Annotated in this window: 18 protein-coding genes; 11 read left to right on the top strand and 7 right to left on the bottom strand. The window is 50.2% G+C overall.

Features of this window, described 5'->3' with window-relative positions; genetic code table 11:
- Window position 1: 1 nt before the first annotated feature.
- The 3 genes from waaA to coaD are packed head-to-tail and all read left to right on the top strand — an operon-like array spanning window position 2 to window position 2531.
- Window positions 2-1276, top strand: coding sequence for a lipid IV(A) 3-deoxy-D-manno-octulosonic acid transferase (waaA, locus tag C1N58_RS18045; protein WP_039342468.1), 1275 nt, complete (start codon window positions 2-4; stop codon window positions 1274-1276).
- Window positions 1276-2055: a glycosyltransferase family 2 protein gene (locus C1N58_RS18040; protein ID WP_054686802.1), complete on the top strand. Its 780-nt coding sequence runs from the start codon at window positions 1276-1278 to the stop codon at window positions 2053-2055. The genes waaA and C1N58_RS18040 overlap by 1 nt, the downstream gene beginning before the upstream one ends.
- Window positions 2052-2531, top strand: coding sequence for a pantetheine-phosphate adenylyltransferase (coaD, locus tag C1N58_RS18035; protein ID WP_006121252.1), 480 nt, complete (start codon window positions 2052-2054; stop codon window positions 2529-2531). Before C1N58_RS18040 ends, coaD begins: the two co-directional genes overlap by 4 nt.
- Here the strand turns inward: coaD and mutM are convergent.
- From mutM to radC, 4 genes are all read right to left on the bottom strand, one after another.
- The gene (gene mutM / locus C1N58_RS18030) at window positions 2528-3337 is read right to left on the bottom strand and encodes a bifunctional DNA-formamidopyrimidine glycosylase/DNA-(apurinic or apyrimidinic site) lyase (protein WP_006121251.1); all 810 of its coding nucleotides are present in this window, start codon (window positions 3335-3337) and stop codon (window positions 2528-2530) included. The two genes, coaD and mutM, sit on opposite strands and share 4 nt — an antisense overlap.
- Window positions 3338-3406: 69 nt before the next feature.
- A complete protein-coding gene (gene rpmG / locus C1N58_RS18025; protein WP_001051798.1) occupies window positions 3407-3574 on the bottom strand; it encodes a 50S ribosomal protein L33 in 168 nt (55 codons plus the stop codon).
- A 20-nt stretch (window positions 3575-3594) separates the two neighbouring features.
- On the bottom strand, window positions 3595-3831 hold the full coding sequence (rpmB, locus tag C1N58_RS18020; protein WP_006121249.1) for a 50S ribosomal protein L28: 237 nt from the start codon (window positions 3829-3831) through the stop codon (window positions 3595-3597).
- 238 nt (window positions 3832-4069) lie between these two features.
- Window positions 4070-4726: a RadC family protein gene (gene radC, locus C1N58_RS18015; protein WP_033738055.1), complete on the bottom strand. Its 657-nt coding sequence runs from the start codon at window positions 4724-4726 to the stop codon at window positions 4070-4072.
- 181 nt (window positions 4727-4907) lie between these two features.
- On the opposite strand from radC, the gene coaBC reads away from it, so the two are divergent.
- The 3 genes from coaBC (at window position 4908) to slmA (ending at window position 7281) form a co-directional block, all read left to right on the top strand.
- The gene (gene coaBC, locus C1N58_RS18010; protein ID WP_394564899.1) at window positions 4908-6128 is read left to right on the top strand and encodes a bifunctional phosphopantothenoylcysteine decarboxylase/phosphopantothenate--cysteine ligase CoaBC; all 1221 of its coding nucleotides are present in this window, start codon (window positions 4908-4910) and stop codon (window positions 6126-6128) included.
- On the top strand, window positions 6106-6564 hold the full coding sequence (dut, locus tag C1N58_RS18005) for a dUTP diphosphatase (RefSeq protein WP_033738053.1): 459 nt from the start codon (window positions 6106-6108) through the stop codon (window positions 6562-6564). Before coaBC ends, dut begins: the two co-directional genes overlap by 23 nt.
- A 120-nt stretch (window positions 6565-6684) precedes the next feature.
- The gene (gene slmA, locus C1N58_RS18000; RefSeq protein WP_006121245.1) at window positions 6685-7281 is read left to right on the top strand and encodes a nucleoid occlusion factor SlmA; all 597 of its coding nucleotides are present in this window, start codon (window positions 6685-6687) and stop codon (window positions 7279-7281) included.
- 30 nt (window positions 7282-7311) lie between these two features.
- Here slmA and pyrE read toward each other — a convergent pair whose 3' ends face one another.
- Both pyrE and rph read right to left on the bottom strand, forming a co-directional pair.
- Window positions 7312-7953 (bottom strand): orotate phosphoribosyltransferase, encoded by a 642-nt coding sequence (gene pyrE / locus C1N58_RS17995; protein ID WP_006121244.1) that lies wholly within the window; start codon window positions 7951-7953, stop codon window positions 7312-7314.
- A 49-nt stretch (window positions 7954-8002) separates the two neighbouring features.
- The gene (gene rph, locus C1N58_RS17990) at window positions 8003-8719 is read right to left on the bottom strand and encodes a ribonuclease PH (RefSeq protein ID WP_394550166.1); all 717 of its coding nucleotides are present in this window, start codon (window positions 8717-8719) and stop codon (window positions 8003-8005) included.
- Window positions 8720-8873: 154 nt separating this feature from the next.
- Between rph and C1N58_RS17985 the strand changes: the two genes are divergently transcribed.
- Window positions 8874-10058: a NupC/NupG family nucleoside CNT transporter gene (locus C1N58_RS17985; protein WP_033738051.1), complete on the top strand. Its 1185-nt coding sequence runs from the start codon at window positions 8874-8876 to the stop codon at window positions 10056-10058.
- Window positions 10059-10092: 34 nt separating this feature from the next.
- On the opposite strand, the gene C1N58_RS17980 is transcribed toward C1N58_RS17985, so the two are convergent.
- Window positions 10093-10536, bottom strand: a complete 444-nt coding sequence (locus tag C1N58_RS17980) for a DUF3574 domain-containing protein (protein ID WP_054632866.1) — start codon at window positions 10534-10536, stop codon at window positions 10093-10095.
- A 160-nt stretch (window positions 10537-10696) separates the two neighbouring features.
- Here C1N58_RS17980 and C1N58_RS17975 point away from each other — a divergent pair, with 160 nt between their 5' ends.
- The 4 genes from C1N58_RS17975 to C1N58_RS17960 all read left to right on the top strand — a co-directional run bounded on the left by C1N58_RS17975 (window position 10697) and on the right by C1N58_RS17960 (window position 15375).
- Window positions 10697-11560 carry a YicC/YloC family endoribonuclease gene (locus C1N58_RS17975; RefSeq protein ID WP_033738048.1) on the top strand — a complete coding sequence of 288 codons (864 nt, stop codon included), beginning with the start codon at window positions 10697-10699 and terminating at the stop codon, window positions 11558-11560.
- A gap of 678 nt (window positions 11561-12238) precedes the next feature.
- A complete protein-coding gene (locus tag C1N58_RS17970) occupies window positions 12239-12514 on the top strand; it encodes a hypothetical protein (protein ID WP_054632865.1) in 276 nt (91 codons plus the stop codon).
- A 510-nt stretch (window positions 12515-13024) separates the two neighbouring features.
- The gene (lpxP, locus tag C1N58_RS17965) at window positions 13025-13948 is read left to right on the top strand and encodes a kdo(2)-lipid IV(A) palmitoleoyltransferase (RefSeq protein ID WP_054632864.1); all 924 of its coding nucleotides are present in this window, start codon (window positions 13025-13027) and stop codon (window positions 13946-13948) included.
- A 785-nt stretch (window positions 13949-14733) separates the two neighbouring features.
- Window positions 14734-15375, top strand: coding sequence for an oligosaccharide flippase family protein (locus C1N58_RS17960; protein ID WP_033738045.1), 642 nt, complete (start codon window positions 14734-14736; stop codon window positions 15373-15375).
- Window positions 15376-15705: the final 330 nt, after the last annotated feature.

Below are 15705 nucleotides of genomic sequence, written 5' to 3'. Positions count from 1 at the left end.
TATGACGACCATTTACACCGCATTGCTCTATTTCATTCAGCCACTCATCTGGCTGCGCCTGTGGCTGCGCGGTCGTAAAGCCCCGGCCTATCGCAAACGCTGGGCAGAGCGTTATGGCTACTGCGCAGGAAAAGTGAAGCCGGACGGCATTGTCCTGCATTCGGTTTCTGTGGGGGAAACGCTGGCGGCGGTGCCGTTGGTACGCGCGCTGCGTCATCGCTATCCTACCCTGCCCATTACCGTGACCACCATGACGCCAACCGGTTCGGAGCGCGCGCAGTCTGCTTTTGGCAAAGATGTACACCATGTCTATTTGCCTTACGACTTACCCGGCGCCATTAATCGTTTTCTTGATACGGTGAATCCACGTTTGGTCATCATTATGGAAACGGAGCTGTGGCCTAATATCATCCGTATTCTTCATCAGCGCCATATTCCGCTGGTGATCGCCAATGCTCGCCTGTCAGAACGCTCAGCCAAAGGCTATCGCAAGCTGGGCAAGTTTATGCGCAACCTCCTGCAGAGCATCACGCTGATCGCTGCGCAAAATGCCGAGGATGGTGAGCGTTTTATCCAGCTTGGACTGAAACGCTCTCACCTGTCGATCACCGGCAGCCTGAAATTCGATATTTCAGTTACTCCCGAGCTGGCGGCACGCGCCGTCACGCTGCGTCGCCAATGGGCTCCGCGCCGTCCGGTCTGGATCGCGACCAGTACACATGAAGGTGAAGAAGCGATTCTGTTGGATACGCATCGCCGTTTACTGGAGACCTTTCCCGATCTGCTGCTGATTTTGGTACCACGCCATCCTGAGCGCTTCAACGATGCGCGCGAACTCACTCAAAAACGTCACTTCAGCTTTACCCTACGCAGTAGCGGAGAGATCCCCTCCAGTTCAACACAGGTTGTCATTGGTGACTCAATGGGCGAACTGATGCTGCTCTACGGTATAGCCGACCTGGCTTTCGTAGGAGGCAGCCTGGTTGAGCGTGGCGGTCATAATCCGCTGGAACCGGCAGCCCATGCTATCCCGGTACTGATGGGCCCGCATACCTGGAACTTCAAAGATATTTGCAGCAAACTGCAGGAGGCACAGGGGTTAATCACTGTGACTGACGCGGCGTCGCTGGAAAAAGAAGTGACGAATTTGCTACAGGATGACGACTATCGTCGTTATTACGGTCGCCACGCCGTCGAGGTGCTGCACCAAAATCAGGGTGCGCTGCAGCGCCTGCTACAGTTACTTGAACCTCATTTACCGCCACGGGCTCATTGATGACCGCTACGCGCCAACGCCTTTCAGTGGTGATGATTGCCAAAAATGAAGCCGCCTTGCTGCCTGACTGTCTTGCGTCAGTCAGCTGGGCCGATGAAATTATCGTGCTGGATTCCGGAAGTACCGATGACACCCTCTCGCTGGCTCAACAGGCCGGCGCACAGGTTTTTCAGGAAACGGAATGGCAGGGTTATGGAAAACAACGCCAGCGGGCGCAAAGTTTTGCCAGTGGCGATATGATTTTGATGATCGATGCCGACGAGCGCGTGACGCCAGAATTGCGTCAGGCGATTGAACAGGTTCTGGAAGCGCCGCCGGGGCCAACCGTTTACAGCCTCAGTCGTAGCAACCTGTTCCTGGGCCGTTTTATGCGTCACAGCGGCTGGTATCCTGACAGAGTGATGCGTCTGTATCCGCGTACACTGGGTTATAACGATAATCAGGTCCATGAGTCACTCAAAACCGAAGGTGCGCCCGTTAAGGTACTGAAAGGCGATTTACAGCATCTGACCTGCCGTGACCTGATGGTTTTCCAGCGAAAACAACTGGCTTATGCTGAAGCCTGGGCGCAGGAAAGATTCCAGCGTGGAAAAACGTGCAGCCTGTTTTCTGTCTTCAGTCATACAGCGGGTGCCTTTGTAAAAACGCTGCTGCTGCGTGCCGGATTCCTTGATGGCAAACAGGGCTGGCTACTGGCAGTCGTTAATGCCCAGTACACATTCAATAAATATGCAGCGCTTTGGGCGCTAAATAAGACTTCGGCGGAAGGGCGCACATGACGACAAAAGCGATTTATCCTGGCACCTTCGATCCCATTACCCTGGGCCATATTGATATCGTCACTCGTGCAGCACAGATGTTTGATCGGCTTGTTGTGGCGATTGCCGCCAGCCCGAGTAAAAAACCGCTGTTTACGCTGGACGAAAGAGTGGCGCTGGCGCAACAGGCCACTGCACATCTACCCAATGTCGACGTGGTCGGTTTTAGCGATCTGATGGCAAACTTCGCCCGGGCGCAGCAGGCAAATGTGCTGGTTCGTGGATTACGTGCCGTGTCCGATTTTGAATATGAAATGCAGCTCGCGCGTATGAACCGACACCTGTTGCCAACGCTGGAAAGCGTATTTTTAATGCCTTCAGAAGGCTTTTCTTTTATCTCATCGTCACTGGTCAAAGAAGTGGCGCGGCATGGTGGCGATGTCTCTGCCTTCCTGTCCGCACCTGTCCATCAGGCCTTACTCGCAAAGCTGCCTTAATGCTGGCAGTTGGGGCACCAGTAGGTACTGCGCTGCCCGTGCTTCCCACTTACAATCGGCGTGCCGCACGCCCTGCAGGGTTCGCCAGCCCGGCCGTAAACCTGCAACTCCTGAGCAAAATAGCCTGGCTTGCCATCGCTTTGTAAAAAGTCGCGCAATGTCGTTCCGCCCTGCTCGATAGAGCGGAGCAGTACCGCTTTAATGGTGTTAGCCAAAAACGCCGCTTCATCGTGGGACAGGCTCATCGCTGCTCGATCAGGCAGGATCCCTGCTGTAAACAGTGACTCGCTCGCATAGATATTGCCCACGCCCACCACGACTTTATTGTCCATTAACCACTGCTTGATCACCGTTCGCTTACCGCGGGATTTTTCAAACAGATAGTCGCCACTGAACATTTCACTCAGTGGTTCTGGACCTAAATGGGCCAGCACGCTGCTTCCATCCAGATCGCTGCTCCACAACCAGGCACCAAAACGTCGGGGATCGGTGTAGCGCAGGACCTTCCCGTTGCTCATCACCAGGTCAACATGATCGTGTTTGGCGGCAGGCAATTCTTCGGGCAGAACGCGCAGACTGCCAGACATACCAAGATGAATAATGATCCAGCCGTGTGGCAGCTCAAGCAAAAGGTATTTAGCGCGCCGCTGAACACTCAGTACTGGCTGATCGCTTAATGCGAGGATTTCATTGGATACCGGCCAACGCAAACGTGCGTTGCGAACGACGGCGTGAAGAATTGTTTGACCAACCAGATGTGGCTCAATGCCGCGTCGGCTGGTTTCTACCTCTGGCAACTCTGGCATAACCTCTCCCCTGCGCATTACACAAACAAAAAACCCGGCCGGAGCCGGGTTTTTAGTAGAACACCAAAATTATTTAATTTTGGCTTCTTTGTAGATCACATGCTGACGTACAACCGGATCGAACTTTTTCAGTTCAAGTTTTTCTGGTTTAGTACGTTTGTTCTTCGTGGTGGTATAGAAGTGACCTGTACCAGCAGAGGAAACCAGCTTGATCTTCTCACGAATACCTTTAGCCATGATTCAGTTCCTTAGTACTCTTAGTACTTCTCACCACGGGCACGCATGTCGGCTAACACCGTATCAATGCCCTTTTTATCAATAATACGCATACCTTTTACAGATACACGCAGAGTAACGAAGCGCTTCTCGCTCTCAACCCAAAAACGGTGTGAGTGCAGGTTCGGAAGGAAACGGCGTTTCGTCGCGTTCATTGCGTGGGAACGGTTGTTACCGGTCACCGGACGCTTTCCAGTTACCTGGCAGACTCGTGACATGTCTATTCTCCAAAAATCAAATCAGCTCGAGCTTTAAAAATTAGGTTTTGGCCGCCTCGTCAGGCTTGCAGCCCGCCAGGCGAGTTCCATGGAACCCGCTAAGCTGGCCTAACCGCCAAACCCGAGATTCTCAAAGGTGGCGTAGTATACGCCGCTCGGCCCAAGTGCTCAAGTCCCGAACAAATAAAGATCCCGAATGATCGTGTAAAAAGCCGCCACCTGGATCAGATTTCCAGGCTCAGAGCCATCCGCGTTCGACAAATGAGACAGATTGACCGTGTCCAATCACCAGATGATCAAGCAACCGGATATTCAATAAGCGACAAGCTTCGCAGATTTTTAGTGTAATGTCGCGGTCAGCCTGGCTGGGTTCAGCAATTCCTGACGGATGGTTATGCGCCACGATGAGCGCAGCCGCGTTGATTTTTAGGGCCTCACGCACAATTTCACGAGGATGGACTTCGACGCTGTTGATCGATCCGGAAAACATTTCTCTGGCCATTAATACCCGATGTTGATTATCCAAAAACAGCACGACAAACACCTCACGCTCCTGCCTGGCCAATAATGTCTGCAGGTACTGACGCGTCGCTGCGGGACTGTCAATTGTGCTCTCACGCGCCAGCTGGCTGGCGAAAAACCGTTTGGCCAGTTCTGCCACTGCGCGCATCTGAATCAACTTGATTTCGCCAGCGCCTTTAATGCCCTTAAAGTCTGCAGCCGTCGCATTAACGATATTATAAAGCGACCCCAGCTCCTGCAGCATCTGCTGCGCCAGCATCATGACAGGAACGCCTTTTGAACCTGTTCGTAAGAAAATCGCTAACAGCTCTACGTCACTTAACGCATCCGCACCCCATTGCTGAAGTTTTTCTCGTGGTGGCAAATTTTTCATTGCTGCTCTCCCTGTCGCCCCCTGTATCATCGCGTGCGAACCTATCCGCCACCAGCGCGTGATTGTGATTCTCCGGCATGTCTCGCAAACGCAGCCATTGAAAAGGTGCATGCCACGTTTTGTGATAAAATTCGGCCATTACACCGTCCCTGCGACGGCAATCGAAAATGAGGTCAACAGCATGATGGGATTAGCCGGTAAAAAAGTTCTTCTGGGCGTCAGTGGTGGAATTGCTGCCTATAAAACCCCCGAGCTGGTCCGTCGTCTGCGCGATCGCGGTGCCGATGTCCGCGTGATGATGACCGAGGGCGCAAAGGCTTTTATCACACAACTCAGCCTGCAGGCCGTCTCCGGTTATCCTGTTTTTGATGATCTGCTTGACCCGGCAGCTGAAGCCGCAATGGGACACATTGAGCTGGCCAAATGGGCTGACCTGATCGTGCTGGCCCCGGCCACGGCCGACCTTATTGCACGCATTACGGCAGGGATGGCCAATGATTTAGTCACCACTGCCGTGCTGGCAACAGCAGCGCCTGTCGCGATTGTGCCGGCGATGAATCAGCAGATGTATCGCGCTGCCGTAACGCAGGAAAACCTGGTCAGGCTTCAGGCGCGCGGCCTGTTAATTTGGGGGCCAGACAGCGGCAGCCAGGCCTGCGGGGATATTGGCCCCGGTCGCATGCTTGACCCTTTAGCTATCGTTGACCAGGCCGTTCAGTGGGCCGCGCCCGTCAACGACCTGCAACATCTCAATATTATGATTACCGCGGGCCCCACCCGGGAAGCGATCGACCCCGTGCGTTATATCAGCAACCACAGTTCGGGAAAAATGGGGTTTGCGATTGCGGCGGCGGCGGCAAAGCGCGGCGCCCGCGTTACGCTGGTAAGCGGTCCGGTTGCCCTGCCAACGCCCGCCGGCGTTAAACGAGTGGATGTGACCTCGGCCCTGGAAATGCAGGCGGCGGTAATGGGGGAGATAAACGCACAACATATTTTCATTGCAAGCGCAGCCGTGGCAGACTACCGGGCAATTGAGATCGCGGATGAAAAAATAAAGAAACAGGATGACGATGAGAAAGTCAGCCTGCAGCTCATTAAAAATCCCGATATTGTCGCGGGGGTGGCGGCCTTAACGCAGAGCCGGCCATTTGTGGTTGGATTTGCGGCTGAAACCCAGAATGTGGAAGAATACGCCCGAAAAAAACGCGCGCGTAAAAACCTGGACCTGATTTGTGCTAACGATGTGTCAAAAGCAGGCCACGGGTTCAATAGCGACACCAATGCTCTTCACCTTTTTTGGCAGGAAGGAGAAAAAACCTTACCGCTCAGCGATAAGTCGCTCCTTGGTCAACTTTTAATAGACGAGATTGTCAGCCGTTATGATGAAAAAAATAGACGTTAAAATTCTTGATGCGCGCGTCGGCAAAGCGTTTCCCTTGCCGACCTATGCGACACCGGGTTCCGCTGGGTTAGACCTTCGTGCCTGTATTGATGATGTGATGGAAATCGCACCCGGCACAACCACATTAATTCCTACCGGTCTGGCTATTCACATCGCCGATCCGAACCTTGCCGCCGTGATTCTCCCGCGCTCTGGCCTGGGCCACAAACATGGTATTGTCCTGGGCAATCTGGTTGGTCTGATTGATGCCGACTATCAGGGACAACTTATGGTATCGGTATGGAATCGCGGGCAGGAAAGCTTTACGCTTCAGCCGGGCGACCGCATGGCCCAGCTGGTTTTTGTCCCTGTCGTCCAGGCCGAATTCAATCTGGTAGACGAGTTTGACGCCAGCTTGCGCGGTGAAGGTGGCTTCGGTCACTCAGGCCGTCAGTAACCAGCACGACCGATTTTCACTTACGCCAATCTTATTATTTCTCATCGCCCCAAGGCTTTCTCTTGTGGCAGATGCGTAGGTGTTGCCTGTATATGGTGAAATTCAGGGGTTTTTAAGGGCATGGCAGAGAAAAAAGTCGTAAAGCGGAATCGCCGCGAGGAGATTTTGCAGGCGCTGGCGCAGATGCTTGAGTCAAGTGATGGCAGCCAACGCATTACTACTGCAAAACTGGCGGCTAACGTCGGTGTATCGGAGGCGGCGCTTTATCGTCACTTTCCCAGTAAAACGCGGATGTTTGACAGCCTGATCGAATTTATTGAAGACAGTCTGATTACCCGCATCAATCTGATCCTGAAAGATGAAAAAGAAACAATGGCGCGCCTGCGTCTTATTGTGCAACTGATTCTGGGATTTGGTGAGCGTAATCCGGGGCTGACGCGGATTTTGACAGGTCACGCGTTAATGTTTGAACAGGACCGTCTGCAGGGGCGCATTAATCAGCTGTTTGAGCGCATTGAAGTGCAGCTACGCCAGGTGATGCGCGAACGCAAAATGCGCGAAGGTGAAGGCTTTCAAACGGATGAAACCTTACTGGCCAGCCAGCTGCTGGCCCTGTGTGAAGGGCTGTTATCGCGGTACGTCCGTTCCGAGTTCCGGTTTAGCCCAACGGCCGACTTTGACACCCGCTGGCCGCTGATTGCGGCACAACTGGTGTAATACAAAGGCGGGCGCAATGCCCGCCAGTTATCAGACGCCGTACGCCTTTTGGTACGCCCGAACCTGCGCTAAATGATCGGCCATGTGCGTTTTTTCAGCCAGGTAATCAATCAGGTCGTTAAGCGTAATTATCGCGGTAACTTTGCAGGAATAATCCCGTTCCACTTCCTGAATAGCGGAGAGTTCACCCCGGCCGCGTTCCTGACGGTCCAGTGAAATCAGCACGCCCGCCAGGCTGGCATCATGTGCATTGATAATATCCATGGATTCGCGAATCGCCGTGCCGGCCGTGATGACATCATCGACCAGCATCACTTTACCCTGCAGCGGGCTTCCCACCAGCAAACCGCCCTCACCATGATCTTTCGCTTCTTTACGATTGAAGCAGTAAGGTACGTCACGATCGTGATGATCGGCTAACGCAACGGCTGTGGTGGTGGCGATAGGGATGCCTTTGTAGGCCGGACCAAATAACAAATCAAAATCGATTCCGCTGTCGACTAACGCCTGCGCATAAAACCGTCCCAGCAGCGCTAAATCCCGGCCCGTGTTAAATAAACCGGCATTAAAAAAATAGGGGCTTTTACGACCCGACTTTAATGTGAACTCACCAAATTTGAGCACCTGCTTATTCAGTGCAAATTCAATAAACTGCCGCTGCCAGGCTTTCATGTCTTACTCCTCAGATAAAAAAAAGGCGACTCTGTGGTCGCCTGTTACCTTAATTTTCCAGCGCCGCTTTCTGCGCCTGAATCAATTCTTCAATACCGCCACGCGCTAACGCCAGTAATGCCAGCAGTTCTTCGTGGCTAAAGGGTTCACCTTCAGCGGTGCCCTGCACCTCAATCATGCGGCCATCTTCCATCATGACGACATTCATATCCGTTTCAGCGGCAGAGTCCTCAATGTATTCAAGGTCACACAACGCTTCACCATTGACAATCCCCACTGACACGGCGGCAACCATGCCTTTCATCGGATTCGCTTTCAGCTTACCACTCGCGACCAGGGAATTAAGCGCATCTGCCAGGGCTACACAGGCGCCAGTAATGGAAGCCGTACGTGTACCGCCATCGGCCTGAATGACGTCACAATCGAGCGTAATCGTGTATTCACCAAGCATGGTGAGATCGACCGCAGCACGCAGTGAACGGGCGATCAGACGCTGAATTTCAAGCGTGCGACCACCCTGTTTGCCTTTCGCGGCTTCACGCGCCATACGACTGTGAGTGGAACGCGGCAACATGCCATATTCGGCAGTGACCCAGCCCTGGCCCTGCCCTTTGAGAAAGCGCGGAACTCCTTCATCCACCGTTGCAGTGCAGAGCACTTTGGTTTCACCGAATTCCACCAGAACGGAGCCCTCTGCGTGTTTAGTGTAATTGCGGGTCAATGTGACTGGACGCACCTGATGTGCGCTACGGCCTGCTGGACGCATGGTTATCTCCGGCTTGCTAATGATTGGCTGCGTATTATACGGACTTCCTGGCCTGCTGTCTCTTGCAGTGGTCAGTGCAGCCTGGGATGAAATTCATGCCGGAGTATGGCTAAATGCCTTACCTTTTCCTGCATATCCGCTAACTGACTAAACTATGACCGCTCTTCTTCATTTCCTGCTGGCGCTGGTGGTAATTTTTGCCCTTGCGCTACTGGTCAGTCATGACCGAAAACGCATTCGCCTGCGCTTTATCATTCAACTGATTGTTGTAGAAGCCGCACTGGGCTGGTTCTTTCTTCACTCAGCCAGTGGACTGGCGCTGGTAGGCGCGGTGGGGCATTTCTTTGAAACGCTGCTGCGTTTTGCTGCACAGGGCACGGAATTTGTGTTTGGTGGCATGAGTCAGCAGGGACTGGCCTTTATCTTCCTTGGCGTGCTCTGCCCTATTATTTTTATTTCCGCACTGATTGGTATTTTGCAACACTGGCGCATCCTGCCGTTACTGATTCGGGTTGTTGGCACGCTGTTATCAAAAGTTAACGGCATGGGAAAACTGGAGTCCTTTAATGCGGTAAGCACGCTGGTACTGGGCCAGTCAGAGAACTTCATTGCCTATAAAGGTATTTTGGCCGATATCCCACCACGCCGACTTTACACCATGGCGGCAACCGCGATGTCTACCGTTTCGCTGTCGATTGTTGGAGCGTATATGTCGATGATCGAGGCCAAATATGTCGTTGCGGCTCTCCTGCTTAACATGTTCAGCACGTTTATCATCCTGTCGATTATTAACCCCGGCAAAGGCAGTAATGAGCAGGCTATTCCGCTGGATAAATTACACGAAGATCAGAGTTTCTTTGAAATGCTGGGGGAATACATCCTCGCTGGTTTCAAAGTCGCGATGATTATTCTGGCCATGCTGATTGGTTTTATTGCCTTAATCGCGGCTATCAACGCCCTGTTTGCCACCCTGTTTGGGTACAGTTTCCAGCAGCTTCTTGGCTATGTTTTTTATCCTTTTGCCTGGCTGATTGGCATTCCCGCTACCGATGCATTACAGGCTGGCAGTATTATGGCCACGAAGCTGGTGGCGAATGAATTCGTCGCCATGATTGAACTGAAAAAGATAGCGGCAGGCATGACGCCACGCGGATTGGGCATCCTGTCTGTTTTCCTGGTTTCCTTCGCGAACTTTGCTTCTATTGGAATTGTTGCGGGCGCGATAAAAGGCCTGAACGAACAACAAGGCAATGTCGTCTCAAGGTTTGGCTGGAAACTGGTCTATGGTTCCACCCTGGTCAGCCTGCTTTCCGCTGCATTTGCCGGACTGTTTATCTGATGGACTCAACGGCGGCACTGGCCGCCGTTTGTCCCTAAAAACTAATGCAGGCTGGCGTATCCACGCGCATAACCGATTCCTGACCAAACTGTTTTTTATAGCGGGCACGCAGCGCTTCAACACGACTGTTGCTGTCACTGTCGAACTGATAGATAAGCACTAACGCCTTGCTTTTCTCACGTGCTAACTGACCGTTTTCGCCCAGCCATTGGCCCTGCGCATCATAAACAGACAAGCCAGACCTGAAGCGCGGTGTTACCTCTTTATCGACAAAATTCATCCAGTCCAGTGCGCTCACATTGCCGCCCTGCGGCTTACTGAGACCAAACCACAATGTGGTTTGCATCATGACCTCACCGCCGGCGCACACCGGAACGGGTCGGGTAGAAGGCGGATATGATGGTGATGATGGAGACGGCGACTGACAGCCCACAAGCAGCAGGCTGAGTATGAGTGGAAGAGACGATACGCGCGACATAAAAAGAGGGCCTCAACGAGTAAACCAGTAATTAGCATAAGTGGCTGTTGAGAAAAGCGGAAACATTTTGTTATCGCATCCTGTACACGCTTACACCTGTTCTGGTCAGCCTTGCCTCGTTATACTGGCCTCAACCTTATTTAAAAAAAGAGTAACGCTTATGATCCGCAGTATGACCGCCTATGCCCGCCGTGAAATTAAGGGCGACTGGGGCAGCGCCGCCTGGGAGTTGCGTTCTGTCAATCAACGTTATCTTGAAACCTATATTCGTCTGCCTGAACAGTTTCGCGGACTGGAACCGATGATCAGGGAGCGCATTCGCCAGCGACTGACGCGTGGAAAAATCGAATGTAATCTGCGCTTCGAGGCCGATCCTGGCGCGCAGGGCGAACTGATGCTCAATGAGTCACTGGCCAAACAACTGGTTCAGGCGGCTAACTGGGTCAAACTGCAGACCGATGAAGGCGTTATCAATCCGCTGGATATTCTGCGCTGGCCGGGCGTCATGGCAGCACCTGAACAGGATTTGGATGCAATTAATACTCAACTAATTCAGGCGCTGGATGGCGCGCTGGATGATTTCATCGCCGCACGTGAAAGCGAAGGCAGCGCTCTGAAGGCACTGATCGAGCAGCGGCTGGAAGCGGTAACGCATGAGGTCAGCAAAGTTCGCGCTCAACTGCCCGATGTGATTAAGTGGCAGCGGGAGCGCCTGATCGCCAAACTGGAAGATGCTGAGGTGCAGCTTGAAAATAATCGCCTTGAGCAGGAATTGGTGATGATGGCACAACGTGTCGATGTCGCAGAAGAGCTGGATCGTCTGGATGCGCACGTTAAAGAGACCTATAACATTCTGAAGAAAAAAGAGGCGGTAGGCCGTCGTCTTGACTTTATGATGCAGGAGTTCAACCGCGAGTCAAACACACTGGCTTCAAAATCCATTAATGCAGAAATTACGAATTCAGCGATTGAGCTAAAAGTGTTGATTGAACAGATGCGAGAGCAGATTCAGAATATCGAATAGCCACACATTAAGCTTCCTGCTGTTTGTCGCCTTCATTTAATTATTAAGTCCGTGTAAAAACGGACTTTTTAAAGATCTCCCTGCACTTTTCTCTTTTCACAACGTACGCTATGCCCTTTCGGAATCTATTCAACATTAATCGATTCCGGACGCCTGATAAGGCAGGTGAAACAGCAACCGGCTTTCTTAATGACTCGTTTTTTGGGAAGTCTTACGAAGAAAATACGCTCATCAACAGATGATTATCTGGAAGGATACCAAAATCTAATACGCAGCAAACCAGACGATAACGAAAAGTAAAAAAGAAACGGATGTACAAGCAGTGAAGCCATGCCTGCTACGATTCCTGTTTTCAACGCAGTTATACGTGTCTCGCGCCTCATCCGATATCAGTTTGACAGGCACCTGATTTACCCCCTTATTTGTGACCTACACTGCAATTTTTAAACACATTTGTTAAAGAAACAAACAATTGTGGTTAAAAGCCAATTTGTTAACAAAACTGTAAACCATAATCCTCCTGCCATTTCCAGTTACCGGCATTAACATACATTGAAAAACGTCAAATCCTTCACAATAAATGTTCAAAAAATAATTTTTATAAAATAAAAAAATTTATCACCTAAAGTTTTTCTTTTTAATGCCGTTCTTTGTGAAAATCAACAAGAGTCTGAAGCCATGAAAAAGTTAACTTATGCCCTTTTTTTAATGTTGTTATCACCCTTATCTTTTGCTGTAGGTGGTCAAATCACTTTTAAGGGTGCGATTGTAGAAACCGGATGTAATACCCTTATTGTTAATTCTCAAATTAAACAAAGCTGCACAAGAGGAGGAAGAACAGAATCCACCCTACTTCGTATGAACGAAAGTCAGCAATCCTTACCGCTTAACCTGGGTAAGGTGAAGTTAAAAAAATACAGTCATTTTCGTCTGATGACAGTTGATTACAACTAGCGCTTCTTTTATGCCCTCTTTTCTTTCAGGCTATGATGTAACGTTGAGTACAGATCGTATATAGCCTGTGAAGACAGATGTCGCTCATGTCCTCAGTTTTTGAGATGTTTTATGTACACCTTTTCGGTTGTTAACTACGCATAACGTGTCGCGCGGGGATGTGCGTAGCCATTTTTTACGTTTTTGCCACCCTGAAATGTAAAGTTTTCGAAAAGAATGCGCTGTGCCAGTACAGAACCGTCCTAATTTTCAGGCTCTTTCAAAAACCCGCCTCGCTTACAAAATTAAAACAAATCATTGTATTATAATGATATTATTTTTATCGCATTTCTTTTTTTGCTGTTTTTAGCGTTATTTAACCCCTTTTTTAATCCTGTCGATAAGTGACGTCCTCTGTGATTCAAGGCACTTTTTGATAAAGTGTGGGTCGTAGTCAGTACAGCTGTACCGCTTGAGAACTTAAGGAATGGGTCTTTTTGCGCTACATCCATTACTTCCTTAAGGTTCATAATGAAAAACACCAGGCAGTTTAGTCGTTCCCTTTTACATCCCCGCTATTGGTTTACGTGGTTTGGTCTTGGCATTCTTTGGCTGTTGGTTCAACTCCCCTATCCTGTCCTGATGCGACTTGGCGCAGGTGCCGGCCGGCTTTCCCGCCATTTTCTTCAGCGCAGAGAGCGCATTACGCGCCGTAATATTGAACTCTGCTTTCCGGATATCAGTGACGAAGATAAAGAAATCATGATTGCGGGAAATTTTGCCTCTCTCGGCATGGCACTGATGGAAACGGGTATCGCCTGGTTCTGGCCAGACCATGCCGTTAAACGTCTGTTCAACGTCTCGGGCCTGTCGAACCTCTACACAGCCCAGAATGAGCGTCGTGGCGTAATGCTCATCGGCATCCATTTCATGTCGCTGGAGCTGGGTGGTCGCATCAGCGGGTTGTGTCAGCCGATGATGGCAATGTACCGTCCCCATAATAACCACGCGATGGAGTACGTACAGACCAGAGGCCGTATGCGTTCGAATAAAGCGATGATTGACCGTCGCGATCTGAGAGGGATGGTGCAGGCGCTGAAACAAGGTGAATCTGTCTGGTTTGCGCCAGACCAGGATTACGGTCCCAAAGGCAGTACGTTTGCCCCCTTGTTTGCTGTAGAAAAAGCCGCGACGACCAACGGTACCTATGTGTTGTCCCGGTTGGCTAAGCCCGCTATGGTTCCAATTATGCTGATTCGTAATCCTGGCAATGATGGCTATAAGCTGATTATTGAACCGATTCTGGAAAATTACCCGCATGCGGATGAAGCTGCAGCCGCGGCTTATATGAATAAAGTGATTGAGAACCAAATCATGCGAGCGCCTGAGCAATACCTCTGGCTACATCGCCGCTTCAAAACGCGTCCGCCTGGCGAAGCCTCTCTTTACGTATAGACAGACATAAAGCAGGTTTCGGCCTGCTTTTTCGTGTGACAGACCTCTCTGTTAATTTGGAGGCTTCCTTCTGACGGCCTGTTTTCATTATTACCGCGATAATCCTGCCTCCCTGCCACGGGCTCTGTTCGCCTTCTTAGCCCGAACTCAGATCCAGACTGAGCCATAAATCGTACGCATTACAAATATTTTCGCAGTCAACATGCATTAGCAGTATATCGGGTCTGAATGCTTACCCTTCGGTTATTATTTGCCCTTGCTTAAGCATGCTGTATGGGAAAAATCCTGGAGAGTGACGGGCGAGCCCTTGTATGTACGGCTTATTTAACGTTTTTTTATTTTTTTCATGTATTGCTTCAGTTTCCAGACTTAACGAAAAAACAAAAAAAGAGAACGCTGTGATAAGGCCTGTGCAAATAATGCTGTAAATGATGAATATTATTTCCTTAGTCAAATCACATATCAGATTTTCCTTATGATGTTAACTTTCATAAAACGCGCTATAAATAATCTGCACACAGCAAAGCTATTCAAAACATAACAGCATGATATTTCCGGCGAACATTATTTCCGCCGTAAATTTAAGCAATTAAAAATGAACGGATAATAATAATGACAACAGGGGAAATTCATCACCAGGGGAACTTTTATTATTAGCAGTATGCTTTAACACACAGCTCATTATAAAGATAAAAATTTACTTTATTAAATTATAGTAATGCCAGCGCTGTCCTGATGAATACTCATCGGCGCAGCGCCATACTACTCTGCCCGGCGAGAAAAAAATGACAACACGAAAAATAAATCTGGAAAACGTCAAGTGGCCTTTTCTTTCATCGGTCAAAATGCTGAGTATGGGTGTGTTACAACTTTCAGTATTGGGAAAAGTCCTGCAGGCCGATACCTATAATCTGCTGGCGGTCGTCATTACAGGCTTGATGGTTATTGACACACTGGCCGATCGTGGTTTTTCCAATACGTTGATTCGATATGCACCGCTGCCAGTAAAAACGCTGTCCGTGCTTTACTGGGGCAATATATTCATGGGCCTGGTCATTTTTTCTGCCCTTTTTACTTGCGGTCTTATGCTTGAACATATGTTTGGGCTACCCGAGGTGGCCAGGGTTGTTGAAATCGCATCGGTCATCTTTATTATTATTCCTCAGGGCCAGTCTTATCGCGCCCTGATGCAGCGTGAAAAGCAATTCTCTGATATCGCTTTTTGCGAGATCGCCTCTGTATTTGTCGGCCTGATCATTACACTATTGACCCTATGGCTGGCGCCTTCCGTTTTATGTGCTTTATGGGGCTATCTGGCAATGGCATCAGTGAGAATGCTGACGTATTGCTTTTATGGTCGTAAATGGTTTCGACCCGACTATGACTTCAACCTGAAAGCGTTCTTTCAGCTTCATATGAAGCACTGACAAACCGCTACTGGCTGGAAGCAGCCCGACGGTGAAAGCAGGAAAACGTGCTGTTAACCGGTACGTTTCCCTTAATAAAACCCACCACTTTTCATTTCACACACCTTCAGTGTGCGTTGTTGTCCTCTTTATCCTTATTCTCACCTTACTCCCCCTGCATTTAGCCCACGGACAGGTCCCCATGCTCTGCTTTGCGTGGTTTGCTTTCTCTGTCTGTCACCACATAATGTCGCCGACGGGCAAGGGTTCAACGTTGTAAACAGGCTGGCGTCATATCGGCGAAAAATTCGCATCACGACGTTTTTTAATTCGTCTCCGTGTAAAAACCGA

The organism is Pantoea sp. SGAir0180 (assembly GCF_043546245.1).
The sequence above is the reverse complement of the archived record's forward strand: the minus strand, read 5'-3'. Positions and strand labels throughout refer to the sequence as shown.

Excerpts from the sequence above, each read along its gene's own strand:
- C1N58_RS17960 (WP_033738045.1), top strand. The coding sequence starts at position 14,734 with ATGACAACACGAAAAATAAATCTGGAAAACGTCAAGTGGCCTTTTCTT.
- pyrE (WP_006121244.1), bottom strand. The coding sequence starts at position 7,953 with ATGAAAGCCTGGCAGCGGCAGTTTATTGAATTTGCACTGAATAAGCAG.
- slmA (WP_006121245.1), top strand. The coding sequence starts at position 6,685 with ATGGCAGAGAAAAAAGTCGTAAAGCGGAATCGCCGCGAGGAGATTTTG.
- coaD (WP_006121252.1), top strand. The coding sequence starts at position 2,052 with ATGACGACAAAAGCGATTTATCCTGGCACCTTCGATCCCATTACCCTG.
- rpmG (WP_001051798.1), bottom strand. The coding sequence starts at position 3,574 with ATGGCTAAAGGTATTCGTGAGAAGATCAAGCTGGTTTCCTCTGCTGGT.
- dut (WP_033738053.1), top strand. The coding sequence starts at position 6,106 with ATGATGAAAAAAATAGACGTTAAAATTCTTGATGCGCGCGTCGGCAAA.
- waaA (WP_039342468.1), top strand. The coding sequence starts at position 2 with ATGACGACCATTTACACCGCATTGCTCTATTTCATTCAGCCACTCATC.
- coaBC (WP_394564899.1), top strand. The coding sequence starts at position 4,908 with ATGATGGGATTAGCCGGTAAAAAAGTTCTTCTGGGCGTCAGTGGTGGA.
- C1N58_RS17975 (WP_033738048.1), top strand. The coding sequence starts at position 10,697 with ATGATCCGCAGTATGACCGCCTATGCCCGCCGTGAAATTAAGGGCGAC.
- C1N58_RS17980 (WP_054632866.1), bottom strand. The coding sequence starts at position 10,536 with ATGTCGCGCGTATCGTCTCTTCCACTCATACTCAGCCTGCTGCTTGTG.
- C1N58_RS18040 (WP_054686802.1), top strand. The coding sequence starts at position 1,276 with ATGACCGCTACGCGCCAACGCCTTTCAGTGGTGATGATTGCCAAAAAT.
- radC (WP_033738055.1), bottom strand. The coding sequence starts at position 4,726 with ATGAAAAATTTGCCACCACGAGAAAAACTTCAGCAATGGGGTGCGGAT.
- mutM (WP_006121251.1), bottom strand. The coding sequence starts at position 3,337 with ATGCCAGAGTTGCCAGAGGTAGAAACCAGCCGACGCGGCATTGAGCCA.
- lpxP (WP_054632864.1), top strand. The coding sequence starts at position 13,025 with ATGAAAAACACCAGGCAGTTTAGTCGTTCCCTTTTACATCCCCGCTAT.
- C1N58_RS17970 (WP_054632865.1), top strand. The coding sequence starts at position 12,239 with ATGAAAAAGTTAACTTATGCCCTTTTTTTAATGTTGTTATCACCCTTA.
- rph (WP_394550166.1), bottom strand. The coding sequence starts at position 8,719 with ATGCGTCCAGCAGGCCGTAGCGCACATCAGGTGCGTCCAGTCACATTG.
- rpmB (WP_006121249.1), bottom strand. The coding sequence starts at position 3,831 with ATGTCACGAGTCTGCCAGGTAACTGGAAAGCGTCCGGTGACCGGTAAC.
- C1N58_RS17985 (WP_033738051.1), top strand. The coding sequence starts at position 8,874 with ATGACCGCTCTTCTTCATTTCCTGCTGGCGCTGGTGGTAATTTTTGCC.